This is a genomic window from Massilia alkalitolerans DSM 17462, assembly GCF_000427785.1.
Lineage (GTDB): Bacteria > Pseudomonadota > Gammaproteobacteria > Burkholderiales > Burkholderiaceae_D > Telluria > Telluria alkalitolerans.
The window spans coordinates 15,800-39,375 of record NZ_ATYR01000032.1 but is presented as its reverse complement, the minus strand read 5'-3'; the positions used below and the strand labels follow the sequence as shown (position 1 = coordinate 39,375).

The 23,576-nt window shown below is 66.0% G+C and carries 20 protein-coding genes and 2 tRNA genes; 13 read left to right on the top strand and 9 right to left on the bottom strand.

The genetic code is table 11. From position 1 onward, the window contains the following. Positions 1 to 34 precede the first annotated feature (34 nt). Entirely contained in the window at positions 35 to 2,302 is a 2,268-nt protein-coding gene (locus YWC_RS0123285; protein WP_027867540.1) for a GGDEF/EAL domain-containing response regulator, read from the bottom strand. A 224-nt stretch (positions 2,303 to 2,526) separates the two neighbouring features. Here YWC_RS0123285 and aroC point away from each other — a divergent pair, with 224 nt between their 5' ends. Beyond that, positions 2,527 to 3,621: a chorismate synthase gene (aroC, locus tag YWC_RS0123280; protein WP_027867539.1), complete on the top strand. Its 1,095-nt coding sequence runs from the start codon at positions 2,527 to 2,529 to the stop codon at positions 3,619 to 3,621. A gap of 40 nt (positions 3,622 to 3,661) precedes the next feature. Here aroC and YWC_RS0123275 read toward each other — a convergent pair whose 3' ends face one another. Further along, entirely contained in the window at positions 3,662 to 5,155 is a 1,494-nt protein-coding gene (locus YWC_RS0123275; protein WP_027867538.1) for an HDOD domain-containing protein, read from the bottom strand. After that, on the bottom strand, positions 5,152 to 6,885 hold the full coding sequence (locus tag YWC_RS0123270) for a putative bifunctional diguanylate cyclase/phosphodiesterase (protein WP_027867537.1): 1,734 nt from the start codon (positions 6,883 to 6,885) through the stop codon (positions 5,152 to 5,154). The genes YWC_RS0123275 and YWC_RS0123270 overlap by 4 nt, the downstream gene beginning before the upstream one ends. A 341-nt stretch (positions 6,886 to 7,226) precedes the next feature. Between YWC_RS0123270 and YWC_RS0123265 the strand changes: the two genes are divergently transcribed. The 4 genes from YWC_RS0123265 to YWC_RS0123250 all read left to right on the top strand — a co-directional run bounded on the left by YWC_RS0123265 (position 7,227) and on the right by YWC_RS0123250 (position 10,644). After that, on the top strand, positions 7,227 to 8,939 hold the full coding sequence (locus YWC_RS0123265; protein WP_027867536.1) for an isovaleryl-CoA dehydrogenase: 1,713 nt from the start codon (positions 7,227 to 7,229) through the stop codon (positions 8,937 to 8,939). A gap of 126 nt (positions 8,940 to 9,065) precedes the next feature. After that, complete coding sequence (gene upp / locus YWC_RS0123260; RefSeq protein WP_027867535.1) at positions 9,066 to 9,716, top strand: uracil phosphoribosyltransferase; 651 nt, start codon at positions 9,066 to 9,068, stop codon at positions 9,714 to 9,716. A gap of 25 nt (positions 9,717 to 9,741) precedes the next feature. After that, positions 9,742 to 10,089, top strand: a complete 348-nt coding sequence (locus YWC_RS0123255) for an Hpt domain-containing protein (protein ID WP_027867534.1) — start codon at positions 9,742 to 9,744, stop codon at positions 10,087 to 10,089. Positions 10,090 to 10,440: 351 nt separating this feature from the next. Continuing rightward, positions 10,441 to 10,644 carry a cold-shock protein gene (locus tag YWC_RS0123250; protein WP_027867533.1) on the top strand — a complete coding sequence of 68 codons (204 nt, stop codon included), beginning with the start codon at positions 10,441 to 10,443 and terminating at the stop codon, positions 10,642 to 10,644. A gap of 93 nt (positions 10,645 to 10,737) precedes the next feature. Here the strand turns inward: YWC_RS0123250 and YWC_RS0123245 are convergent, their stop codons facing one another. Beyond that, on the bottom strand, positions 10,738 to 11,640 hold the full coding sequence (locus YWC_RS0123245; protein WP_027867532.1) for a LysR family transcriptional regulator: 903 nt from the start codon (positions 11,638 to 11,640) through the stop codon (positions 10,738 to 10,740). 155 nt (positions 11,641 to 11,795) lie between these two features. Here YWC_RS0123245 and aceB point away from each other — a divergent pair, with 155 nt between their 5' ends. Further along, on the top strand, positions 11,796 to 13,385 hold the full coding sequence (aceB, locus tag YWC_RS0123240; protein ID WP_027867531.1) for a malate synthase A: 1,590 nt from the start codon (positions 11,796 to 11,798) through the stop codon (positions 13,383 to 13,385). A 39-nt stretch (positions 13,386 to 13,424) separates the two neighbouring features. Here the strand turns inward: aceB and gloB are convergent, their stop codons facing one another. Continuing rightward, positions 13,425 to 14,225, bottom strand: coding sequence for a hydroxyacylglutathione hydrolase (gene gloB / locus YWC_RS0123235; protein ID WP_027867530.1), 801 nt, complete (start codon positions 14,223 to 14,225; stop codon positions 13,425 to 13,427). A 27-nt stretch (positions 14,226 to 14,252) separates the two neighbouring features. Between gloB and YWC_RS0123230 the strand changes: the two genes are divergently transcribed. The 4 genes from YWC_RS0123230 to YWC_RS0123215 all read left to right on the top strand — a co-directional run bounded on the left by YWC_RS0123230 (position 14,253) and on the right by YWC_RS0123215 (position 16,383). Next, on the top strand, positions 14,253 to 15,026 hold the full coding sequence (locus YWC_RS0123230) for a class I SAM-dependent methyltransferase (protein ID WP_027867529.1): 774 nt from the start codon (positions 14,253 to 14,255) through the stop codon (positions 15,024 to 15,026). Then, positions 15,023 to 15,478 carry a ribonuclease HI gene (rnhA, locus tag YWC_RS0123225; protein WP_027867528.1) on the top strand — a complete coding sequence of 152 codons (456 nt, stop codon included), beginning with the start codon at positions 15,023 to 15,025 and terminating at the stop codon, positions 15,476 to 15,478. The genes YWC_RS0123230 and rnhA overlap by 4 nt, the downstream gene beginning before the upstream one ends. A gap of 84 nt (positions 15,479 to 15,562) precedes the next feature. Further along, the gene (gene dnaQ, locus YWC_RS0123220; protein ID WP_027867527.1) at positions 15,563 to 16,282 is read left to right on the top strand and encodes a DNA polymerase III subunit epsilon; all 720 of its coding nucleotides are present in this window, start codon (positions 15,563 to 15,565) and stop codon (positions 16,280 to 16,282) included. A gap of 26 nt (positions 16,283 to 16,308) precedes the next feature. Then, a tRNA-Val gene (locus YWC_RS0123215) sits at positions 16,309 to 16,383 on the top strand. Positions 16,384 to 16,439: 56 nt separating this feature from the next. Here YWC_RS0123215 and YWC_RS30540 read toward each other — a convergent pair. Further along, complete coding sequence (locus YWC_RS30540) at positions 16,440 to 17,009, bottom strand: class I SAM-dependent methyltransferase (RefSeq protein WP_229413177.1); 570 nt, start codon at positions 17,007 to 17,009, stop codon at positions 16,440 to 16,442. A 273-nt stretch (positions 17,010 to 17,282) separates the two neighbouring features. Between YWC_RS30540 and YWC_RS30535 the strand changes: the two genes are divergently transcribed. The 3 genes from YWC_RS30535 to YWC_RS0123195 all read left to right on the top strand — a co-directional run bounded on the left by YWC_RS30535 (position 17,283) and on the right by YWC_RS0123195 (position 21,090). Next, positions 17,283 to 18,881 carry a DUF5605 domain-containing protein gene (locus tag YWC_RS30535; RefSeq protein WP_051306690.1) on the top strand — a complete coding sequence of 533 codons (1,599 nt, stop codon included), beginning with the start codon at positions 17,283 to 17,285 and terminating at the stop codon, positions 18,879 to 18,881. 23 nt (positions 18,882 to 18,904) lie between these two features. After that, a complete protein-coding gene (locus tag YWC_RS30530) occupies positions 18,905 to 20,974 on the top strand; it encodes a GDSL-type esterase/lipase family protein (protein WP_051306689.1) in 2,070 nt (689 codons plus the stop codon). A gap of 41 nt (positions 20,975 to 21,015) precedes the next feature. Then, positions 21,016 to 21,090: transfer RNA gene (locus YWC_RS0123195), tRNA-Val, on the top strand. 93 nt (positions 21,091 to 21,183) lie between these two features. Here the strand turns inward: YWC_RS0123195 and YWC_RS30525 are convergent. The 3 genes from YWC_RS30525 to YWC_RS33405 all read right to left on the bottom strand — a co-directional run bounded on the left by YWC_RS30525 (position 21,184) and on the right by YWC_RS33405 (position 23,529). After that, positions 21,184 to 22,215 carry an AI-2E family transporter gene (locus YWC_RS30525; protein WP_051306688.1) on the bottom strand — a complete coding sequence of 344 codons (1,032 nt, stop codon included), beginning with the start codon at positions 22,213 to 22,215 and terminating at the stop codon, positions 21,184 to 21,186. 36 nt (positions 22,216 to 22,251) lie between these two features. After that, positions 22,252 to 23,121 (bottom strand): protease HtpX, encoded by an 870-nt coding sequence (gene htpX / locus YWC_RS0123185; RefSeq protein WP_027867526.1) that lies wholly within the window; start codon positions 23,119 to 23,121, stop codon positions 22,252 to 22,254. A gap of 171 nt (positions 23,122 to 23,292) precedes the next feature. Then, positions 23,293 to 23,529, bottom strand: coding sequence for a helix-turn-helix domain-containing protein (locus tag YWC_RS33405; RefSeq protein ID WP_051306695.1), 237 nt, complete (start codon positions 23,527 to 23,529; stop codon positions 23,293 to 23,295). Positions 23,530 to 23,576 lie beyond the last annotated feature (47 nt).

Genomic DNA, 23,576 nt, shown 5'->3' with positions numbered 1-23,576 from the left:
TTTGGCCGGCATTGCCGGCCAAATCATTCGGATATCAAGCCGCCGCGGTCAAGGCCTGCTTCGCCAGCCACTCCTGCAGCGCTTCCGGCGACAGCGGCCGCGAGTACAGGAAACCCTGTGCCAGCGGGCAGCCCAGCGTGCGCAGGATGTGCGCCTGGCGCTCGTCCTCGACCCCTTCCGCGATGACCGACAGGCCCAGGTTGCGGCCCAGCTGGATCACCATTTCCGCAATGCTGCTGCCGCGCGCCGAGCCCGTGATCTCGGTAACAAAGGTCCGGTCGATCTTCAGGCGGTCGACCTGCAGGCGCTGCAGGTGCGACAGCGAGGAAAAGCCGGTGCCGAAATCGTCGATCGCGATCGATACGCCGGTGCGCTTGACCTGCGCCAGCTTTTCGACGAGCAGCGCCGGCTCTTCCATCGCCATCGATTCAGTGATCTCCAGTTCCACGAACTCGGGCGGCGCCCCCGTCACATCCAGCGCGCGGCGCAGCATGTCCACGAATTGCGGGTGGCGGAACTGCACCTGCGAGACGTTCACCGACATCGTGAAGTCCAGGTGCCCGCTGGCGCGCAGGCGCACCAGCTCGAGCAGGGCCTGGCGCAGCACCCATTCGCCGATGTCGACGATCAGGCCCGAGTACTCGGCGATCGGGATGAAGCGGTCCGGCCCCACCAGGCGCCCGTCCTCGGTGCGCCAGCGCAGCAGCGCCTCGGCGCCGAAGGGGCGGTTGCTGCCCAGGTCGACCTGCGGCTGGTAAGCCAGGAACAGTTCGCCGCGCTGGAAGCCGCTGCGCAGCGCGTGCATCATGCGCACGCGTTCGCGGATCTCCACGCCCATGCTGCGCGAAAAGTAGAAGTGTCCGGCGCGCTGCTGCGACTTGGCGCGCTTGAGCGCGATGTCGGCATCCTTCAGCGCATCGGCGCCGCTGCCGTCGTGCTCGGAGAGCCGCACCAGGCCGAGCGTGGCGGAGACCTGCACGTCCTGGCCGTCGATGTGGAAGGGTACGCGAAACAGCGCCTGGATCGCACCCGGCTGCACCGCGCCGGCGTCGCCCAGCACGCAGAAGATGTCGCCGCCGATCCGGGCGATCTCCAGGCGCGGGTCGAGCCGGGACTTCAGGCGCTTGCCGACCGCCACCAGCAGCAGGTCGCCGAAATGGTGGCCCAGCGCGTCGTTGGTCTCGGCGAAGTGGTCGAGGTCGACAAGGGCGAGCGTCGCGGTGCCCCGCTCGGGCCCGGCCAGCAGCGCGTCGATCAGTTCGACCAGGCGGGTGCGGTTCGGCAGGCCGGTGAGCTGGTCGCGGAACGCGGCCTGGTTCAGGTGCGTGACCAGTTCGACGTTATCCAGGCCGACGGCCACCACGCTCGCGAACACCTCGAGCAGGCGGCGCTCCAGGTCGCCGACCTGGCGTTCGAAGGGAATGCAGGCGGCGAAATCGCGGCCGGCCTTGCCGGGGAAATGCAGGGACAGCCAGCCGTGCTCCTCAAGGCCGCTGCGCGCGCCCAGGGTGCGGCCGGCCACCTCGGCAAGTACTGGGTAGCGCTGCGGGCTCAGTTCGCGGCCCTCGAGCCGCGCATGATCGCCGGCCGCGGCCACTACGTGCAGGATGTCGGGACGGCCCTGGCCGCTCTCGCGCACGCACAGCACGCCGTCGGGCGCCTGGCCGAGCAGTCCGGCGGCCTGGCGCAGCACGCTCTGGGCCACGTCAAGCACGCCGTGCAGGGACATCAGGGACGCGCCGGCCGAGACGATCCGTTCCAGGCCCGCGCGGCTGGCGTCGAGCGCGCGCAGCTGCTGGTAGGAGCGCACCGCGGCGGCCACCGCCGTGTACAGCTTGGTGCGGGTGAGTTCGGATTTGGTGCGGTAATCGTTGATGTCGTAGCCGCGGATGGCCTCGATCTCGGGCGCATAGCCCGGCTGGCCGGTGCGCAGGATGATGCGCACTTCGATCATGCCGAGCTCCTCGCGGATCTGGCGCACCAGCTGCAGGCCGGCGTCGGGACGCTCCATCACCACGTCGAGCAGGACGACGGCGATGTCGGGCTGCCGTTCGAGGATGGCGCGCGCCTCGCGCGCCGAATACGCGTGCAGGAACTCGAGCGGGCGGCCCTGCATCTCGACGTTCTTCAAGGCGAAGGTGGTGGTCGAATGCACGTCGGCGTCGTCGTCCACGACCAGGATGCGCCATGCGGCGCCCGCGGACGCTGGCAGGGCCGGGCCGGCCTCGTCGGCGAAAACCAGGTCGTCGCGGTCGCCGCACGTTTGCGTCAAGGTGCCCATGGGCGGCATAGGGGCAGACATGCTACATCTCCAGTTGGCTGGTCTTTTTGATCTGCCCAGTATATATGCAATTGCCAATATGGAAGCCTTGGGAGGGGCGTAGTCAATCAATATGTATCCATATGGCAACTAACTTCGCACTAATGGAAGAGGACGGCGACACAAATCGGGTCCGAGGGGGCTTCTGACTTGCCGCCGCCATGCTGGTAGAATGACAAACCCACCATTTTGAAAACAGACCCACCATGTCCGGCAACTCCTTCGGCAAGCTGTTCTCCGTAACCACTTTTGGCGAGTCGCACGGCCCGGCCATCGGCTGCGTCATCGACGGCTGCCCGCCCGGCATGGCGCTTTCCGAAGCCGACATCCAGCCCGAGCTCGACCGCCGCAAGCCCGGCACCTCGCGCCACGTGACCCAGCGCCAGGAAGCCGACCGGGTGCAGATCCTGTCGGGCGTGTACCAGGGCGTGACGACCGGCACCCCGATCGCCCTCCTGATTCCCAACGAAGACCAGCGCAGCAAGGACTACGGCAATATCACCGAGACTTTCCGTCCTGGCCATGCCGATTACACCTACTGGCACAAGTACGGCGTGCGCGACCCGCGCGGCGGCGGCCGCTCCTCGGCGCGCCTCACGGCCCCGATCGTCGGCGCCGGCGCGGTGGCCAGGAAATGGCTGCGCGAGCGGCACGGCACCGAATTCTTCGGCTGCATGACCCAGCTCGGCGACATTGCGGTGCCGTTCCAGTCCTTTGACCACGTGCATGCGAACCCCTTCTTCGCCGCGACCGCGGACGCCGAGCTCCTGGCGCGCATGGAAGCGGCGATGGACGAGCTGCGCCGCGCCGGCGACTCGATCGGCGCGCGCATCGACGTGGTGGCGCGCGGTGTGCCGGTCGGCTGGGGCCAGCCGATCTACGACAAGCTCGACGCCGACATCGCCTACGCGATGATGGGAATTAACGCGGTCAAGGGCGTGGAGATCGGCGCCGGCTTCGCCTCGGTGGCGCAAAAAGGCTCGGAGCATGGCGACGAACTCACGCCCGAGGGTTTTGTGGGCAACAATGCGGGCGGGGTGCTGGGCGGCATCTCGACCGGCCAGGACATCACGGTCTCGATCGCGATCAAGCCGACCTCGTCGATCCGTACGCCGCGCCGCTCGATCGACAAGGACGGCAATCCGGTCATGGTCGAGACCTTCGGCCGCCACGACCCTTGCGTGGGGATCCGCGCGACGCCGATCGCCGAGGCCATGCTGGCGCTGGTGCTGATCGACCATGCGCTGATGCACCGGGCGCAGTGCGGGGATGTGAAAGTAGGAACGCCGAAACTCGGCTAAAAGCTGGTGACGGGCGCCGCCGGCGCCCGCGGCGCGGCGCTTACACCCGCGTCGCCACCGCCTCGACCTGGTGGCGCCGCTCCACCGTGCGCACCACCAGCCCGCGCAGGTCGTTCAGCAGCGAGAACTCGGTCTGGCTCAGCACCACTTGCGGGAAGCTGTCGTCCCATTCTCCGTAGATGAAGCCGGCCGGCTGCCCATGGGCGCACAGCGGGATCACGACGAAGCAGCGCGCCTCGCTCAGCGTGCCTTTCCACCAGCCCGGCAGCTTGGCGGCGAACTTGGGGTCCTGGGCATTCTCGATGAAGATCACGCGGTCGCTTCCCAGCGCCGCATGGAACACGTTCGGCTCGTAGGCGTCGTCGAACACCAGGTTCGACAACAGCGCCTTGCTGCCTTCGCCCAGGCCGAGGCGGGCGCAATAGCGGCCCTCGCGGCGGTTGCGCAAGAAGGCGAACGAGCGGGTGAAGGACAGGCCCTTGTGGATGGTCTCCAGGGCCATCGACATCATCTGGCCCGGCGTGGCGCCCACGCCGGCGTCGCGCATGTCGGCCACGCCGCTCATCAATACCTTGTTGCCAGCCATGCGCTTGCGGGTCGCGGCCACCAGCTTGGCGCGCTTCTCGGCCGGCTTGGCCAGCGGGGCGATGCTCAGGTCCGAGGCGGCGGTCGTGCGCGCCTTGTCGATCGCGCCCAGCAGCCCGGTCGCTTCCACGCCCAGCATCGGGGCGAAGCTCTCGGCCAGGGCCGCCACGCGGCTCGCCGCCGCATCGTCGTCGTGCCACAGTGCCTCGGCGGCCTGGGTCGACATGGTGCCGAGCGCCGCCAGCCAGTCGTCATGCCCGAACTCCGCGCCGCGCTCGCCCGGTTCGACGCGGCGCATGCCGGCGACCAGGTTGCGCGGCAGGCCCCAGTGCTCGGCGGTGGCGCGGCCGATCTCTTCCAGCGACAGGCCGAGCACGGATTCGGCCGCCAGCTCCTCGCGCCCGGCGCCGCCCGCCTCGCGCAGCTGGGTCCAGCGTTCCGGCATGTAGAAGGTGACCATCATGCGGCCCAGCGAATGCAGGATCGAGCACACCACCGCTTCCTCGGGGTCGCGCGATACCGCGCTGGCCGCCACCTGCTGGGCCACCATGCCGGCCAGCACCGCCTTTTCCATCTCGATGTGGGCGGTCTCGGTGTCCGGCGTCGACTTGGCCAGTTCCTCGATCAGTTTCAGGCCCAGCGCCAGGTGGCCGATGGCCTCGGTGCCGAGCACCAGCACGGCTTTCGACACCGTGTTGATGCGCTGGCCGAACGCCGAGTACATGCCGCTGTTGGCCAGGCGCAGCACCTTCTGGGTCAGGACCGGGTCCGACAGCACCGTCTGGGTCATCGAGAACTCGCGCTCGTCCTCGCCGCGCATGGAGGCGAGGATGGCGTTGATCGCCTTGGTGAAGCCCGGCATGTCGCCCTGCCTGCGGATGCGTTCCCACAGCAGGGACAGGGTGGCTTCGGCACGGGGCGAGCGCGGGGTGTCGGAAAAAAGGGTCATGGTTGGATCGCCCGGAAGTCGTGCGGCAGTAATTCGGTGTAAAGATTTTCTTTCAACGCGGTCAGGGCCACGTGGGCCGGCATCGGCTTGCCGGTCAGGTAGCCCTGCACGTACTGGCAGCCCAGACCGTCCAGCCAGGCCAGCTGCGCTTCGGTCTCGACCCCTTCGGCCACCACCGACAGGTCGAGATGCTTGGCCAGGTCGAGCACCGCGTTGCAGATCGCGGCGTCCTTCTCGGCGCCCGGCAGGTCCTTCACGAAGGCGCGGTCGACCTTCAGCACCGAGATCGGGAAGCGCTTCAGGTAGGCCAGGCTCGAATAGCCGGTGCCGAAGTCGTCGATGGCGATGCGGGCTCCGCGCTCGGCCATCTTGACCAGCACCGATTCCGCGTGGACCGGGTCGACCATCAGCGTGCCTTCGGTGATCTCGAGCACCAGCTTGCTGCCCGGCGTGCCGGACAGGGCCAGCGCATCGTCCAGCACGGTGAGGAACTTGTCGCTCCTGAACTGGCGCGGGCTGATGTTCACCGAGATGTAGAGCTCGCGGCCGGCCGCCTCCTCGAACTGGCGGATCTGCATGCAGGCCGCCTTCAGCGCCCAGGCACCGAGCAGGTTGATCAGGCCGTTGGTCTCGGCGATCGGGATGAAGCGGCCAGGCGGCACCATGCCCAGGCTCGGGTGCTTCCAGCGCATCAGGGTCTCGAAACCTTCGATGGTGCGGCTACGGGTGTCGACGATCGGCTGGTAGTAGAGCTGGAACTCGCCCTCGCGCACCGCGTTGAACATCGCGGCCTCGAGCGAGATGTCGTGCTCGGGCGGGCCCTGGTCGCGCGGGCTGTAGGTGACGGCGCGCGCCTTGCCGGTCTCCTTGGCGCGCGACATGGCGGTGTCGGCCAGGGTTACGAGCTGGACTTCGTCCTCGGCGTGCTCCGGATACACCGACACGCCGATCGATCCGGCAAGGTAGATGGTGTGGCCGTCGATCTCGAAGGGCGACTGCAGCGCGGCCATCAGGCGTCCCGTGACCAGCTTGATCTGCGCCTCGTTGCTCGACCCCGGCAGCACCGCGACGAATTCGTCGCCGCCGACCCGCGCCAGGGTGTCGCTGTCGCGCAGCGTGCGGCGCAGGCGTCCGGCGGCCATGCGCAGCACCGCGTCGCCGACCGCGTGCCCGAGGCCGTCGTTGACCTTCTTGAAGCCGTCCAGGCCGATGGTGGCGACCGCGAAGCCCTGGCCGGAGCGGCGCGCATTGGCGATCACCATGCGGATACGGTCGGACAGCAGCACCCGGTTCGGCAGCTCGGTGAGCGAATCGTGGGTCGCCATGTGGCGCAGGCGTTCCTCGGTGGCGTGCTGGGCCGACATGTCGCGGCCGACGACGAGCAGCGGGGCATCGTCGCCGGAGGTGATCAATGCGATGCGCAGTTCGAACCAGATGTCGCGTTCGTTGCAGCGAAAGCGCGCCTCGACCAGCGCCGGATCGCCGCTGGCGGCGGCATGAGCGAGGGCATTCTTCAGCGCCTGCTGGTCGACGTCATGGACCAGCGACACCAGGGGCCGGCCGCCCGTTTCCACGCCGGTCAGGGTCAGCGCCCGGCGACTGGCGGCGCGCACCTGGCCGCCGAGGGTCACGCGCAGCACGATGTCGCCGGCCGCTTCGAGCAGGCTGTCAAGCAGCGACGCAGGCTGCTTGCGCGGCTCGAATTTTGCGGCGGTGGAACTGGTGTGCATTCTTGAATGTCTGCCTTGTTGTTGCTCGCACGCGCTGACAGGCCACGTGTAAATCATGCAAGTCTACCAAACCCAGTATGACTGTAGCATCGAAAGATTCTGAAAGGCATTAAAAATCACAAGTGCCGGTCTGGTTTTGTTCGTGCTTGCGCTGCCGCAGCGGCTTGCCTTCACAAGACCTTTGCGTTAGCGTTATTGCTGTTGAAGCAAGTTATACGTACTGCTATTGTCGCCGATTATTGCTCTGCAGCAAATTACTCGATGGTTATTGTTTGTGAGTTGATGCTGAGCTGCAACACTTGGTCGTGGACCTTTCCATATAACGGAAGAAAGAGCGAAAAATGAAGCCCTTCGACAGTCCCTTCGATACCCATGAGGTGCTGAACCAGGCCGCGCCCTTCGCGGATGTCAACCTGTTTCGCTGTGACGCGGCCCTGCGGGAGGCGGTCGAACGCGAGGGAGCGGGCTGGGCCGGCGCGGCGCTGGACGCCCTGGGCGCCGAGCTTGGTCGTGCCGAGATCCTCGACCTGGCGCGCCTGGCCAATGTCCATGGTCCGCGCCTGGTGAGCCATGACCGCATGGGCAACCGGATCGACGAGATCGAGTTCCATCCGGCCTGGCATCGCTTGATGTCGCTGCTGATCGGGGCTGGCGCCCATTCCGCGCCCTGGCTCGACCCGCGCCCAGGCGCCCAGGTGGCGCGCGCCGCCCAGTACCTGCTGTTCGGCCAGGTGGAGAACGGCGCCCAGTGCCCGGTCACGATGACCTTCGCCTCGGTGCCGGCGCTGCGCCGCGTGCCTGCCCTGGCGGCCACCTGGCTGCCGAAGATCCTGTCGAACGACTACGACCCGCGCTCGCTGCCGGTCGCGCACAAGCGCGGCGCGCTGGTGGGCATGGGCATGACCGAGAAACAGGGCGGCAGCGACGTGCGCGCCAACACCACACGTGCCGCGCCGATCCTGCCGGGCGAGGCAACGGAGCGCTTCGGGGCCGAAGGCGAGGGCGCCTGGCGCATCGTCGGCCACAAATGGTTCTTCTCGGTGCCGCAGTCCGACGCCCACCTGATCCTGGCGCAGACCGATGAGGCCGGCAGCGCGGCCGGAATGCCGGACCACCTCAGCTGCTTCTTCGTGCCGCGCTTCCTGCCGGACGGCAGCCGCAACCCGATCCGCGTGCAGCGCCTGAAGGACAAGCTGGGCAACCGCTCGAACGCTTCCTCGGAGGTGGAATTCCAGGGCGCGGTCGGGTGGATGGTCGGCGCGCCGGGGCGCGGCATCCCCACCATCCTCGAGATGGGCGGCTATACGCGGCTCGATTGCGTGCTCGGCAGCGCCGGCATCATGCGCGCGGCGCTGTGCCATGCGCTGCACCACGCGCGCGGGCGCAGCGTCTTCGGGCGCGTCCTCAGCGAGCAGCCCCTGATGCAGAACGTGCTGGCCGACCTCGCGCTCGAATCCGAAGCCGCCACCGCCTTTGCGCTGCGCCTGGCGCGCTGTTTCGACCAGGCCGACGATCCGGCGCAAGCCCTGCTTGGGCGCATCCTGACCCCGGCCGGCAAGTACTGGATCTGCAAGCGCGGCCCGGCCTTCGGGGCCGAGGCGATGGAGGTCATGGGCGGCAACGGCTACGTCGAGGACGGTCCCCTGGCGCGCATTTACCGTGAACTGCCGGTCAACTCGATCTGGGAAGGCTCGGGCAACGTGATGTGCCTCGACGTGCTGCGCGCGCTCGGCAAGTCGCTGCCGGAGGCGCGCGCGGCGCTGGCCGCCGAGCTGGAACCGGCACGGGGGCTGGACGCGCGTTTCGATGCACATGCCGCCCGGCTGCTCGACGAGCTGCCGACGCTGGCCGGGATCGAATCCGGCGCCCGGCGCCTGGCCGAGCGCCTGGTGCTGGCGGTGCAGGGTGCGCTGCTGCTGCGTCATGCGCCGGGCTACGTGGCGGATGCCTTCGTGGCCTCGCGCATCGCTTGCGAACCGGGCGGCGCCTTCGGGCGGCTGCCGGCATCCAGCGACTGCGCCGCGATCCTGGCGCGGGCGCTGGCGACGGAGTAAACGGGATGAGAAAAACGTACCGCTGTGCGAGTTCTTGTCGAAATGTGCAGAAATAAGGGACAAACAGGCGCGTGGCTGGGATAATGCCGGTCCAAGAGCCTCACACCAACACGTTCGACACCGACCATGAAACAAGATCCGCGCTTCCCCAATCTCTTCATCCTGAACCACCCGCTCATCCAGCACAAGCTGTCGCACATGCGCGAGCACGATACGTCCACGCGCACCTTCCGCGAACTGCTGCGCGAGCTCACGCTCTTGATGGGCTACGAGATCACGCGCGACCTGCCGCTGACCACCCGCACCGTGCAGACCCCGCTGGTGACGATCGAGGCGCCGGTCATCGCCGGCAAGAAGCTGGCGATCGTGCCGATCCTGCGCGCCGGCATCGGCATGAGCGACGGCCTGCTGGAGCTGGTGCCCTCGGCGCGCGTCGGCCACATCGGCGTGTTCCGCGACCCGGACACCCACGAGCCGGTCGAGTACCTGGTGCGCCTGCCGGACACCAACGAGCGTACCTTCATCCTGTGCGACCCGATGATCGCCACCGGCAATTCGGCAGTCCATGCCGTCGACGTGCTGAAGAAGCGCGGCGTGCCGAGCGAGCAGATCCTGTTCCTGGCCCTGGTGGCTGCACCGGAAGGCATCGAGGTGTTCCAGAAGTCGCACCCGGACGTGAAGGTCTACGTCGCCTCGCTCGATTCGCACCTGAACGAGGACGCCTACATCGTGCCGGGCCTGGGTGACGCCGGCGACCGCATTTTCGGCACCAAGTAAGCACCGCACCGGGAGGAGAACGGGCATGCACGCGGCGGACCAGCAGTTCTTCTCGCGCCTGGCGACGGCGAATGCCGGCTTTGCCAGCCGCCTGCCCGCGACCCTCGATCGCATCGGGCTGCTGGGCGCCGGGCTCGACCCCGCGCAACCGGCAAGCACCGCCGCCGAACTGCAGGCCATGCTGCATACCATGGCCGGCTCCGCCGTCACCTTGGGCTACCGCGGCCTCGGCCAGCATGCGCGCCTGCTGGAGCAGCGCCTGCGCGTGCTGACCGCCTTCGAAGCCGTCGCCGCCAGCGACTGGGCCGCCTGGGTGGGCGAGTTGCTGCAGTTCGTGGACGCGGCGCGGCGTGACCCGCGCGGCCTGGCCTGACACTGGCCGCGACGGCTGTATGCACAGCGTGGCATGTTCGTGATGCCATATCGCAATAAATCATCGCTGAATCGTTTGACGCCGCACAAACATTTAGCCACTCGATGCCCTATATTTTCCCTAGTGCCGATTCAAACTGCGTCCATAAAAGTTGAATTCAAGAACTTTGTGGGAAATGATGCGCAAATTCGCCTTTTTATTTTGCGAAGTGCGTGTCACACCGTTTTTATTCGGTATAATACGGGATCGTTGGGTTGTAGGTAGTAGTGCAGTTAGTCTGTCATTCCTTTCTTGCTTCTTCAAACGATCTTAAACGGGCGCAAGCCCACTTAACTGAAATAGGAAATTGTAATGGCAACTGGCATCGTTAAATGGTTCAATGATTCGAAGGGTTTTGGCTTCATCACCCCTGACGAAGGCGGCGAAGATCTGTTCGCTCACTTCTCGGCGATCCAAAGCAACGGCTTCAAATCGCTGCAAGAGAACCAGCGCGTTTCGTTCGACGTGACCACTGGCCCGAAGGGCAAGCAGGCCGCGAACATCCAGCCGCTGTAATCGCTCTCCAGCGATAGCAAAAATCCCCGGATCGCCGGGGATTTTTTTTGCCTGTTCAGCTCAGGCGCTTTTCCCGCAGTGCATGATTGGTGATCAGATCCGCCAATACTCCGGCTGAGAATAGCTGCGACGCAAGAAGTCGACGAAAGCACGTATGCGTAAAGGTAAGTGCTGCCGCTGTGCAAATACAGCATAGATGTCATTACCGGGGGCGGCGAATTCGTCCAGCACGGTGCACAATTCGCCGGCGGCGATCTGCGCGCCCACTTCCCACATCGAACGCCAGGCCAGTCCCTTGCCCGCCAGGGCCCAGGCGTGCAGCACCGCGCCGTCGTTGCACTCCATATTGCCGCCCACCTTGAGGGTGACCGGCTTGCCCTTGTCGAGGAAGGTCCAGCCGCGCTGGCTGCCTTCGCTGCTGATCGCCAGGCAGTTGTGTTTCGCCAAGTCGGCCAGCACCCGCGGGCGCCCATGGCGCTTCAGGTAGGCCGGCGAGCCGACCACCACGCGGTGGTTGTCGGCCAGCTTGGTGCCGACCAGGTTCGAGTCGGTCAGGCTGGCAATGCGGATCGCCACGTCGACGCCTTCGCCGACCACGTCCACCAGGCGGTCGGTGAGGTTGAGGTTGACGGTCAGCTCGCGGTGCTCGGCCAGGAAGGAGGGCAGCAGGGTCGCCACGTGCTGGCGCCCGAACCCGGCCGGCGCCGACACCAGCAAGTGGCCGGTGGCGCGGGCGCTGCGTTCGGCGGCGGCGGATTCGGCCTCCTCGAGTTCGACGAGGATGCGCTGGCAGTCCTCGAGGAAGGCCGCGCCCTCGTCGGTCAGCGCCAGGCGGCGCGTGGTGCGCTGCAGGAGCTTGACGCCGAGGCGCGCTTCGAGCGCATCGAGGCGCCGGCCGATCATGGCCGGCGCGATACCTTCGGCGCGCGCCGCCGCCGACAGGCTGCCGCGTGCGGCCACTTCCACGAAGGTGGAGATCTGCCTGAACTTGTCCATCATCCTCCCGATTTGATACAAAAACGCACAAATGTAGTGAGAAAATGTATCGTTTAGCTATCTGTAAGTGAATATACTTGATGCTATGACAAACGCCAAGACGCCCTGCATGGGGTGCAGGCGCGCACCCGTTTCCCACTTACAGGAGTTGAGCAATGACGATCGCCACCCCAGACGGCATGCAGATCACCGCCGAGATCAAGCCTGGTTACGAACAGATCCTGACGATTGAAGCCCTCGAGCTGGTCGCGAAGCTGTCGCGCGCCTTCGAGCCGCGCCGCCAGCAGTTGCTGGCCGCGCGCGCCGAACGCGCGCGCCGCCTCGACGCGGGCGAACGTCCGGACTTCCTGCCTGAAACCGCGCACATCCGCGAAGGCGACTGGAAGATCGCGCCGATCCCGCAGGCCCTCGCATGTCGCCGCGTGGAGATCACCGGCCCGGTCGAGCGCAAGATGGTCATCAACGCGCTCAATTCCGGCGCGGACAGCTACATGACCGACTTCGAGGATTCGAACACGCCGAACTGGGACAACCAGATCACCGGCCAGCTGAACATGCGCGACGCCGTGCGCCGCACCATTTCGCTCGAGCAGAACGGCAAGACCTACCGGCTGAACGACAAGGTGGCCACCCTGGTGGTGCGCCCGCGCGGCTGGCACCTGGACGAGAAGCATGTGCTGGTCGACGGCAAGCGGGTCTCGGGCGGCATCTTCGACTTTGCCCTGTTCATGATCCATAACGCGAAGGAACAGCTGGCGCGTGGCGCCGGCCCGTACTTCTACCTGCCGAAGATGGAATCGCACCATGAAGCACGGCTGTGGAACGACATCTTCATCATGACCCAGGAAGCGCTCGGCCTGCCGCGCGGCACCATTCGGGCCACGGTGCTGATCGAGACCATCCTGGCCGCCTTCGAGATGGACGAGATCCTGTACGAGCTGCGCGAGCACAGCGCCGGCTTGAATGCGGGCCGCTGGGACTATATCTTCTCGTGCATCAAGAAGTTCAAGCTGGACAAGGATTTCTGCCTGGCCGACCGCGCCAAGGTGACCATGACGGCGCCTTTCATGCGCGCCTATGCGCTGCTGCTCCTGAAGACCTGCCACAAGCGCGGGGCGCCGGCGATCGGCGGCATGTCGGCACTGATCCCGATCAAGAACGACCCGGCCAAGAACGAGGTCGCCATGGGCGGCGTGCGGGGCGACAAGGCGCGCGACGCCACCGACGGCTACGACGGCGGCTGGGTGGCCCACCCGGGCCTGGTGGACCTGGCGATGACCGAGTTCGTGAAGGTGCTGGGCGACAAGCCCAACCAGATCGAGAAGCAGCGTCCCGACGTCAAGGTGACGGCGGCTGAACTGCTCGACTTCAAGCCGGAAACGCCGATCACGGAAGAAGGCCTGCGCTACAACATCAACGTCGGCATCCACTACCTCGGCGCCTGGCTGGCCGGCAACGGCTGCGTGCCGATCCATAACCTGATGGAAGACGCCGCGACGGCCGAGATCAGCCGCTCGCAGGTGTGGCAGTGGATCCGTACCCCCAAGGGTGTGCTCGAGGATGGCCGCAAGGTGACGGCCGAGATGGTGCGCGCGATGATTCCGGAAGAGCTGGCCAAGGTGAAGTCGGTGGCGCCGAACGGCGACAATCCGAGCTATGCGCGCGCGGCCGAGATCTTCGAGCAGATGTCGACCTCGGATACGTTTGCCGAGTTCCTGACCCTGCCGCTGTACGAAGAAATCTGATGTCCTACGATGGCCGGCGTGGCCGGCCATCGTGGTCGTTCAAAACACGTTCTTCCACTCGCGCAGCGCCGCGAAGGCCTCCACCGGCGCCGCGCCTTCCTTCAGCCTGCCGGCCTCCATCAGGCTCTTCACGATCCCCGGTTCCGTGTAGCGCAGGAAGGGGTTGGTGCCGCGTTCCAGCCCGATGGTCGACGGCACCGTCGGCAAGCGCGTCCCGCGCCGCTCGCTCGCGTCCTTCATGCGCAGGGCAAGTCCCTGGTTGTCCGGTTCGACCGCCTGCGCGAAGCGCAGGTTCGACACCGTGTACTCGTGCGCGCAATAGACCAGCGTATCGTCCGGCAGCGCGGCCAGTTTGGCGAGCGAGTCCGCCATCTGCGCCGGCGTCCCTTCGAACAACCGGCCGCAGCCGCCGGCAAACAGGGTATCCCCGCAGAACAGCCAGTGTGCCCCCGGCGTGCGCCGCACGTAGGCGATGTGACCCAGCGTATGGCCCGGCACTTCGAGCACCTCGAGTTCCAGGTCGAGCCCCGGCACCTTCATGCGCTCGCCTTCGCCAAGCGCCTGGGTGATGCCTTCGATGCCGTCATTGCGTGGCCCGAACACTGGAACACTGCCCTGTGCCAACAGGGCAGGTACACCGCCGATATGGTCAGCATGGTGATGGGTGAGTAAAATGGCGGAAAGGGTAAGATGGTGTTCGGCCAGTGTTTCCTGGATGGGGCCGGCATCGCCCGGGTCGACCACTGCTGCATGGACGCCGTCATGGATCACCCACAGGTAATTGTCGTTAAAGGCGGGAACGGTGAGGACTGCAAGGTCCTGGCGTGCTTGACTCGTCATGGTAAATGTGGAGGCTGAAAGGGTGGCATGGACAGCGCGGCATCGGAAAAATCCATTATAGCGCTCGACCACTGGCTGCAATCGCCGGCGGGCGCCTACGTGCGCGCCTTTGAGCAAGCCTGCCTCGACGAGCTGACGGTCGACATCTTCGGCTTCAACGCGCTGCAGATCGGCGTGCCCCAGCTCGACGCGCTGGCGGCCAGCCGCATGCCCAACAAGTGGCAGGCCGCGATCCGCACCTCGACTGCCGACGAACTCGCCTTTGCGGCCGGCGGCCAGCAGATCGCGGTGGCGCTCGACTTCGAAGAGCTGCCCTTCGCTTCGCACAGCATCGACCTGGTGGTGCTGCCGCACGTGCTCGAGTTTGCCAGCGAGCCGCACCAGGTGCTGCGTGAAGTCGAGCGCGTCCTGATTCCGGAAGGGCAACTGATCATCTGCGGCTTCAATCCGGCCAGCCTGTGGGGCATGCGCCAGGGCGTGGGCAAGGTCACGCGCAGCGGCTACTTGCCGGCTTCCGGCGAGTTCATCTCTATGCCGCGCCTGAAGGACTGGTTAAAATTGCTGAATCTCGGCGCCACGCGTAGTCACTTCGGCTGCTACGCGCCGCCGTGCCGGACAGCCCACTGGCTGAGCCGGTTCTCGATGATGGAGTCGGCCGGCCGGCGCTGGTGGCCCTACCTGGGCGCCGTGTACGTGGTCCACGCCATCAAGCGGGTCAAGGGCATGCACATCATCGGACCTGCATGGAACAAGAAAACGAGCAAGCGGCCGGCAGCAGTGCCGGCGGCGAATAGAGAATGAGCGAAGCAAACAACGATACCAAGGTCGAGATTTATACCGACGGCGCCTGCAAGGGCAATCCAGGCACCGGCGGCTGGGGCGCGCTGCTGGTCTCGGGCGGCCACGAAAAGGAAATCTTCGGCGGCGAGCCGAACACGACCAACAACCGCATGGAGCTGCGCGCCGTGATCGAGGCGCTGGGCGTGCTGAATCGCCCGTGCCAGGTCGTGCTGCACACCGACAGCCAGTACGTGCAGAAGGGGATCTCGGAATGGATCCACGGCTGGAAGGTGCGCGGCTGGAAGACCTCGACCAAGGAACCGGTGAAGAACGACGACCTGTGGAAGGCGCTCGACCTGGCGCAGCAGCAGCATGCGGTCGAATGGCGCTGGGTGCGCGGCCACAACGGCCATCCGGGCAACGAGCGCGCGGACGTGCTGGCCAACCGCGGCGCGGCCTCGGTGCGTCGCTGATTCGCGTCAGGCGCGCCACCGCGGCCTTCGGACGGGGCCGCGTTTTGCTATACTGCAATCCGCTTCAACTCTTACCCCACGCCCATGCGCCAGATTGTCCTCGATACCGAAACCACCGGCCTGAATCCCCGCACGGGTGACCGCATCATCGAGGTCGGCTGCGTCGAGATCGTCAACCGCAAGCTGACCGGCAATAATTTTCACCGTTATATCAATCCGGAGCGCGACTCGGACGAGGCCGCGCTGGCGGTGCACGGCCTGACCACCGAATTCCTGAGCGACAAGCCGAAGTTCGCCGAGATCGTCGAGGATCTGCGCGAATACGTACAGGGCGCCGAAGTCATCATCCACAACGCGCCCTTCGATCTGGGCTTCCTGAACCACGAGTTCCAGCGCCTCGGCCTGCCGCCGTTCACCTCGCACTGCAGCGGCGTGATCGATACCCTGGTGCAGGCCAAGGAACTCCATCCGGGCAAGCGCAACTCGCTGGACGCGCTGTGCGACCGCTACGAAATCTCGAACGCGCACCGCAAGCTGCACGGCGCATTGCTGGACTCGGAGCTGCTGGCCGACGTCTACCTCGCAATGACGCGCGGCCAGAACTCGCTGACCATGGATGTGGCGGTCGAAGCGAGCTCCGGCGGCGAACTGGGCGATGCCGGGCCGCTCGGCGAGATCGTCGTGGTGGCAGCCAGTGCCGACGAACTCGCCGCGCACGAAGAAGTCCTGGCCGGCCTGGACAAGAATGTGAAGGGCAGCTGCCTCTGGCGGAATTATTCGCCCGCAGGGGTGACGGCCGAGTGATCCTGTGGCATAATACGCCTCGCTTCGGGAGGTTAGCTCAGGGGTAGAGCACTGCATTCACACTGCAGGGGTCGCAAGTTCGAAACTTGCACTTCCCACCAAGAATTCAGATCATAAAAGACGTTGATTGCGACAGCAGTCAGCGTCTTTTTTGTTTTCAGCGCTGTTGCAGCGCGTACGCCCTGAGGTCCGGCGTAATGGTCCACGCGTACAGGGAATGCTTGCGGATCCGCACGATCTGCTCGGGCGGCCACTGCCCGCCCATGTGGAAGTCGTGCGACACCACACGGCTGCCCGGGCGCAGCTGGCGCCATAGCTGCGGCATCAACTTCAGGTTCACCTCGAACAGCAAATACAGCATGACCACCGTGGCCGGACTGAAATCGGTCGCGAACAGGTCTGCCTGCTCGAAGCGTACCCGCTGCTGCACGCCGGCGCGGCGCGCATTCTCGCGCGCTTCGCGAATGCGCTCAGGATCCAGATCGATGCCGACGCCGCGTGCGCCGTGGCGCCGCGCCGCCTCGATCACGATGCGGCCGTCGCCACAGCCCAGGTCGTAGACGGTGTCGCCGCGGCCAACCCGGCCCAGTGCCAACATGCGCCGCATCACATCCGGTGGCGTGGAGACATAGGGCACGACCGGCAGCCGCGCAGCCGCGGCGTGCGGGGGCAGCAGCAGCGCCGGCGCCAGTGAAGCACCGGCCAGGGCGGCCGTACCGTGGGCCACGCGGCGGCGCATCGGTGAAGCCGGCGCGCTCGCGGCCTCATGGGGTGGGGAGGGAAGCTGGTCGGGCACGAGGGAGCTCCTGAGTGTTCGATCAATATCTCCAAGCTTAGCCGATTCCTGCCCCCGGCAGCCTCGGGGCAGCTTGCGCCATATCGCTGCCCGTTCCTGGATGTACGATGACTAGAGCTGCTTGTGCAAGCTCGTGCTTGAGTTTCAGAGGGAGCTCTGCTATGTTCCTGTGCTCAGTCATCGTACAACCTTGCCGGGGGCCTCATGAAAACCATGCTTGTCCTGCTACTCCTGCTCTGCGGTTCCGCCAGTTCGCTTGCCCAGGAGCGCGTCGACAAGTACGGCGTCTACGAGATCGTCCTGAAGGGGCAGGATGCCGGCAATCCCTTCATCGACCTCGAGCTCAGCGCCACCTTCACCAAGGGCCTTGAAAGCTTCAGCCCGGAAGGCTTCTACGACGGCAAGGGCACCTACCGGATCCGCTTCATGCCGCCCAGCACCGGCGAATGGCGCTGGGTCACGCGCAGCAACCATCCCGACCTGGACGGAAAGAAGGGCAGTGTTCTCTCGGTCGAGAGCGCCAACAAGGGGCTGGTACGGGTAGCCAACGTCCACCATTTCGCCCATGCCGACGGCACGCGGTTCTACCCCTTCGGCACCACCATCTATGAATGGGCCTTCCAGCCGGAAGCGAAGAAACTGCAAACGCTGGCCACCCTGCAGAAGCACGCTTTCAACAAGGCGCGCATGCTGGCGGTGCCGCCCTACAAGCCGAACTACCTCAGCGGCCCGGGCAAGCTGACCGAGTTCCCGTTCGTGGGCAGCTCGCGCGCCGATTTCGACTTCTCGCGCTTCAATCCGGTGTATTTCCAGAACCTGGAGCGGGACGTGAAACGCCTCTCGGATCTCGGCATCCAGGTCGACCTGATCCTGTTCCGGCCCTACGACAAGGGCCAGTGGGGTTTCGACACCACCAGCGACGCCGTCAACCAGCGCTTCATCCGCTACATGGTGGCGCGGTTTGCCGCCTTCCAGAATATCTGGTGGAGCCTGGCCAACGAGAACAGCTACATCAAGCACCTGAGCGACGAGGATTTCGACCGCTACTTCCAGATCGTCCAGAAGTACGACCCCTACGGCCACCTGCGCTCGATCCACAATGCCGACCGCATCTACGACTATAACAAGCCCTGGGTCACGCACGTGAGCCTGCAGTACTACAACGCGGTCAAGGTCTTCGGTGTCTCGCCGCTGCTGCGCGACATCTATCGCAAGCCGATCGTGCACGACGAGATCAACTACGAAGGCAATTCGGCCAGCCGCTGGGGCCAGCTGAGCGGCGAGGAGCTGACGCGCCGCTTCTGGATCGCGCTGCTGGGGGGCGCCTACGCCACGCACGGCGAGATCCTCGACAACGGCTGGATCGGCGGCGGCGGCTTCCTGGCCGGCACCAGCCCGCAGCGGATCGCCTTCCTGCGCAAGATCGTGGAAAGCGGTCCGCCGGAAGGGCTCAAGCCGATCGACCAGCTGTTCGTGATGAACGCGGCCGGCAAGGCGGGTGAATACTATTTATATTATTTTGACGACGAGCGTCCGCGCGAATGGCCCTTCGTCCTGCCGGTCGGCGAACTCAAAAAGGGGATGCGCTTCAAGGTGGACCTGATCGACACCTGGAACATGACGGTCGAACCGGTGCCCGGCACGTTCGAAATCGGCGAGCTGACCCGCTACCGCGTCGCCGACAAGGACAAGCGCGTGCTTGCGCTGCCGGGCAAGCCCTACATGGCCTTGCGCATCCAGCGCGTCGGCGCCATGCCCACCGGCCCCGGCGCGCCGCCGCCCGGCGCCGCCGCCGACGATTGACACCTACCAGCAAAGAAAAGCACATGAACTTCAGTATCGATCGCAGGCCCAGGCTGCGCCATGCATTGGCAGGCCTGGCGCTGTGCCTCCCCGTGCTGGCCGCGGCGCAAGCGCCCGCGCACCCGCTGCATTTCCATTTCGGCAGCCAGCCGGCGCCCGGGGCCATCCAGGTCAAGTGGAATGCGGACAGCGGCGCGCCCTTGTACGACGCCGCCCTGGGCTACGGTTTCGTCGACAGTACCGGGGCGCTGCCAGCCCGCACCGTGCACACGAGCGGGATCCGCAGCGATGGCAAGGGATTTGCAATCAGCGAGCCGGCCTTCGAGATGGAGAAGGGCTTCGAGAAGGACCATTACAACAACTATGGCATGGCGTTTCGCATCAAGGCGGCCCCGGGCGCCTACGCGATCAAGGTAAGCACTACTTCGCCGGTCGAGGACACCATCGTCTCGGTGACCGGCATGCAGGCCAGTCGCCTGGCGCCCGGCGTGTTCTGGGATGCCGCCAGCCTGCTGCCGAACAGGACGGTAGTCAGCGCACAGGGCAGGCAATGGTCCTACCGCTACGTCAACGGGCGCGGCTTCATCGACATCGAGATCGAGCCGAAGCGCACCGGCACGCCGGTCGGTGTCGAGGACATCTTGCTCACGCCGATCCCGCCCCAGGCAAGGGAGGCCGGCAGGCTGCCCACCATTTATACGCTGGGCGATTCGACCGTCAAATCCTACACCTTCGACGAGGCGCCCATGAGCGGCTGGGGCCAGGTCGTCGACAAGCTGTTCGACCCGCGCAAGTTCAGGCTGCTGAATTATTCGATGGGCGGGCGCTCCTTCCGCAACGCCTATGCGGAAGGCCGGCTCAATGACCTCTTGATGGACGGCCGTGTCGGCGACATCGTGATGATCCAGTTCGGCCACAACGACGAAAGCCTCGACGAGGCGCGGCGCTTTGGCCGCGGATCGACCGAGGCGATGTACGAGACCTTCATTACCGAGTTCTACCTGCCGGCGATCCGCGCGCGCGGCATGGTGCCGGTCTTCGTCACGTCCATGTCGCGCGTGAACGGCAACGCGCGTCCCGGCGACGCGTTCGTCGATTCCTTCAGCAAGCGCCGCTTTCCCGCGTTGATGAAGAAGCTGGGCGCGGCGCATGGGGTCACGGTGGTGGACCTGAACGCGCGCAGTGTCGACTACTACAACCAGGTGGGCGCCACGGGCATCATCCCGATGGTGATGGCGATCGAGGCCGGCGAGACGCCCGGCAAGACCAACGACGGCAGCTACGCCAACGGCCATCCGGCGAACAAGATCGACGGCACCCATTTCCGCGAGTCGCTGTCGAAGCAGTATGCGCGCATGGTCGTCGGTGAGCTGGCGCGGCTGGCAGGGCAGGGCGACCGGGTCGCTGCCGGTATCGTCGCCGGGCTGCGCAGCGAAGTGCGGGCCGCGATCGCCGCCGGCGACTGGTCGTCGATCCATCCTGAAACCGCGCGCGACATCGTGGCCGGCGAGGGCGCGTATTACCGCGACCAGGTCGAGAAGCTGCTGCAACTGCGCGTCCTGAGCAAGGATGCGCAAGGCAATTTCAATCCGCAGCAGACCATGCAGACCCGTGAATTCGCCGCGGCGCTCGCCAAGGCGATGCGCCTGCCTGCGGGCAGACTGGCGCAGTACGCCGACGGCCCGCTCTCGCGCGAACTGATGGGCGTGATCCTGCTCGATGCCTACCGCGCCCGCTTCGGCGCCAGGCCGGCCTACATGACCGACTACAACGGCAAGACCGTGCTGCCCGGCACGCCCGGCTACGACCCCAACCTCGACAGCGGCGCGCAAGGCGCCATGTACTACCCGCTGGTCGGCTGGGACCGTTTGCTCGATAGCGGCGACGTGTCGGCCCAGTATGCCGCCAGCGTGAAAGAGGCCTATGAACTCGGCCTGATCCGTTCGGAGGCGGGCATCCAGCGCGGCCGCATGCTCAATGGCCGCCTGCTGGAACCGAAGGCAGCAGTCAGCCGCGCCAAGGCCGCCAAGGCGCTGTACTTCATGTGGGTGCTGGCGCAGCCGCCGAAAGCGGAGAACGATAATCCGGTTTGATATTGATGAATCTCAATAGTTAGTGCATAATACGCGCACTCGGGAGGTTAGCTCAGGGGTAGAGCACTGCATTCACACTGCAGGGGTCGCAAGTTCGAAACTTGCACTTCCCACCAGAATAAGAAAAGGCCCGCAACGTGCAAACGTTGCGGGCCTTTTTACATTCCGGGGTCCGGTGAAACGGGCGCATTACGCGCCCGTTTCACCTGCTAGGCCCGGGGCGTCACTTGTCCTTCGCGCAGCCAGCTGAACAGCACCGCCATCATGAAGGGCCCCACGAACAGCCCGATCACACCGAGCGTCGACACGCCTCCCAGCAGGCCGAACAGCACCGCCAGGAAAGGCAGGTTGACGCGGTGGCCGATCAGTTTCGGACGAATGAACTTGTCGACCATGAACAGCTCCACCGCGCCCCAGGTGAACAGGCCCAGCGCGGCGCCCGCGTTGCCCTGGCCGAGCAGCAGCAGCGAGACCATGGTGAAGGAGAGCGGCGCGCCGCCCGGGATCAGGGCCAGGTAGCCGGTGATCACGCCCAGCATCGCCGGGGCCGGGGCGCCGGCCACGTAGTAGGCGACGCCCAGCACGACCCCCTCCAGCAGCGCGATCGAGCACAGGCCGAGCGCGGTGCCGCGCACGGACAGCGGCAGGATGCGGCGCAGGTTGCCGTAGTGGTCGGGCAGCAGGCGGCTGCCTGCGCCGTCGACGTAGCGCACCACGGCGGGGCCGTGCAGGTAGAGGATGAACAGGGTGAGCAGGGTCAGGAACAGGTACAGGGCATTGGCGAGGATCACCGAGCCCCAGAAGCGCGCCGCGCCCGTCAGGTGCGGCATCACGCCGCCCAGGGTGGTCTGGATCAGCGCGTTCAGGCCGCCCGGCACCGCGAGGTGCTCGTTCCACCATTCCAGGATGCGCTCGGCCACCACCGGGATGCCGGCCAGCCAGGCTGGCGCCGGCACCCCGACTTCGTTGAGCTCGGCCAGCAGGCGCTGCAGGCCGACCAGCTCGTTGCCGAGCGCCTTGAACAGCAGCAGCGAGGGGCCGACGAAGCACAGCACCAGCAATCCGAGCAGGACGCTGGCGCTGGCCATGCGCGGCAGTCCGCGCGCCTGCAGGCGTTCGTGCAGCGGCCAGGTAATGACCGCCAGCAGGCCGGCCCAGGCCAGCGATCCGAGGAAGTGCTGCAGCAGCAGCGCCAGTGCGATTGTGAACAGCACCGGCAGCACGAGTGACGAGTAGCGCATCCTGGCCTGGACCCCTTTTTATGTAGTGTTAAGTGTTCAGGCGCGCTGGAGCGCAGCGATGCGCTCCTCGCACGACGGGTGGCTGCTGAACAGCGACATCACGCCGCCGCCGGCGATGCCCGACGCCGCCATGTTCTTCGGCAGCGCGCCGGCGCTGATGCCGCCCAGCCGTGCCAGCGCATCGATCATCGGACGCGGCGTGCCCATGATCTGCGCGGCGCCGCGGTCGGCACGGAATTCGCGCTGGCGCGAGAACCAGGCCACGATGATGCTGGCCAGGATACCAAACAGGATATCGCAGACGATGGCGGTGATGGTGTACGCGATGCCCGGGCCGCTGCTTTCCTCGTCCTTGCGCAGGAAGCTGTCCACCGCGTAGGCGACCACGCGCGCCAGGAAGATCACGAAGGTGTTCACCACGCCCTGGATCAGGGTGAGCGTCACCATGTCGCCGTTGGCGATGTGCGCGACCTCGTGCGCCAGCACGGCCTCGACCTCGTCCTGCGTCATGGACGCCAGCAGGCCGGTCGACACCGCCACCAGCGACGCGTTCTTCGAGGCGCCGGTGGCGAAGGCATTCGGTTCGCCTTCGTACACGGCGACTTCCGGCATGGCGATGCCGGCGCGCTGGGCCTGGGCCGCCACGGTGGCCATCAGCCAGGCTTCGGTCGCGTTCGAGGGCTGCCCGATCACGCGCGCGCCGGTCGACCACTTGGCCATGGGTTTACTGATCAGGAGCGAGATGAAGGCGCCGCCGAAGCCCATCAGGCCGGCGAAGACGAGCAGGGCGCCGAGGTTCAGGCCGTTGGCGGTGAGGAAGCGGTTGACACCCAGCAGGCTGGCGGAAATGCCCAGCACCAGCATGATGGCGAGGTTGGTGGCGATGAGAAGTACGGTGCGTTTCATGGTTCCGGTATGCGTTGATCGATAGCGGCAGGACGGCTTGGGGCCGGTCCTGCTCAGCCATAAGGATAACGCACCCGGCTGGTCTGGGAAAAGCGAAGAAATTCGAAGTTTTACTTCATGAATACAGAAGTGCCACCTCTGGGGCGCATGTCCGGCGCCCCGCGGGAAGGCTCAACCGTGCAGGTCTTCGTCCTTGAGGGTGCCGTTGACGTACAGGCGCAGCAGGATCGCGACCGGCGGCGGGATCACGACACCGGTCTCGAAGCGGCTGCCGCTGGACTGGGTGACGCCGAAACGGCTCCAGAATTTCTCCTGGCTTTCGCGCTTGCGGATGCGCAGCCGGCGCAGCTCGTGCGGCGCGGCCGGCCAGGGCGCGTTCTGGGGCGCCGGTTCCACAGCCAGCTCCATTCCAACGGTGTCCACACCGAATTCTTCACCCATCTTGCCAGCCATTA

Bases quoted from the DNA above. Each gene is read 5' to 3' on its own strand.
- YWC_RS0123285 (WP_027867540.1), bottom strand. From the start codon at position 2,302: ATGTCTGCCCCTATGCCGCCCATGGGCACCTTGACGCAAACGTGCGGC.
- aroC (WP_027867539.1), top strand. From the start codon at position 2,527: ATGTCCGGCAACTCCTTCGGCAAGCTGTTCTCCGTAACCACTTTTGGC.
- YWC_RS0123275 (WP_027867538.1), bottom strand. From the start codon at position 5,155: ATGACCCTTTTTTCCGACACCCCGCGCTCGCCCCGTGCCGAAGCCACC.
- YWC_RS0123270 (WP_027867537.1), bottom strand. From the start codon at position 6,885: ATGCACACCAGTTCCACCGCCGCAAAATTCGAGCCGCGCAAGCAGCCT.
- YWC_RS0123265 (WP_027867536.1), top strand. From the start codon at position 7,227: ATGAAGCCCTTCGACAGTCCCTTCGATACCCATGAGGTGCTGAACCAG.
- upp (WP_027867535.1), top strand. From the start codon at position 9,066: ATGAAACAAGATCCGCGCTTCCCCAATCTCTTCATCCTGAACCACCCG.
- YWC_RS0123255 (WP_027867534.1), top strand. From the start codon at position 9,742: ATGCACGCGGCGGACCAGCAGTTCTTCTCGCGCCTGGCGACGGCGAAT.
- YWC_RS0123250 (WP_027867533.1), top strand. From the start codon at position 10,441: ATGGCAACTGGCATCGTTAAATGGTTCAATGATTCGAAGGGTTTTGGC.
- YWC_RS0123245 (WP_027867532.1), bottom strand. From the start codon at position 11,640: ATGGACAAGTTCAGGCAGATCTCCACCTTCGTGGAAGTGGCCGCACGC.
- aceB (WP_027867531.1), top strand. From the start codon at position 11,796: ATGACGATCGCCACCCCAGACGGCATGCAGATCACCGCCGAGATCAAG.
- gloB (WP_027867530.1), bottom strand. From the start codon at position 14,225: ATGACGAGTCAAGCACGCCAGGACCTTGCAGTCCTCACCGTTCCCGCC.
- YWC_RS0123230 (WP_027867529.1), top strand. From the start codon at position 14,253: ATGGACAGCGCGGCATCGGAAAAATCCATTATAGCGCTCGACCACTGG.
- rnhA (WP_027867528.1), top strand. From the start codon at position 15,023: ATGAGCGAAGCAAACAACGATACCAAGGTCGAGATTTATACCGACGGC.
- dnaQ (WP_027867527.1), top strand. From the start codon at position 15,563: ATGCGCCAGATTGTCCTCGATACCGAAACCACCGGCCTGAATCCCCGC.
- YWC_RS30535 (WP_051306690.1), top strand. From the start codon at position 17,283: ATGAAAACCATGCTTGTCCTGCTACTCCTGCTCTGCGGTTCCGCCAGT.
- YWC_RS30530 (WP_051306689.1), top strand. From the start codon at position 18,905: ATGAACTTCAGTATCGATCGCAGGCCCAGGCTGCGCCATGCATTGGCA.
- YWC_RS30525 (WP_051306688.1), bottom strand. From the start codon at position 22,215: ATGCGCTACTCGTCACTCGTGCTGCCGGTGCTGTTCACAATCGCACTG.
- htpX (WP_027867526.1), bottom strand. From the start codon at position 23,121: ATGAAACGCACCGTACTTCTCATCGCCACCAACCTCGCCATCATGCTG.
- YWC_RS33405 (WP_051306695.1), bottom strand. From the start codon at position 23,529: ATGGAGCTGGCTGTGGAACCGGCGCCCCAGAACGCGCCCTGGCCGGCC.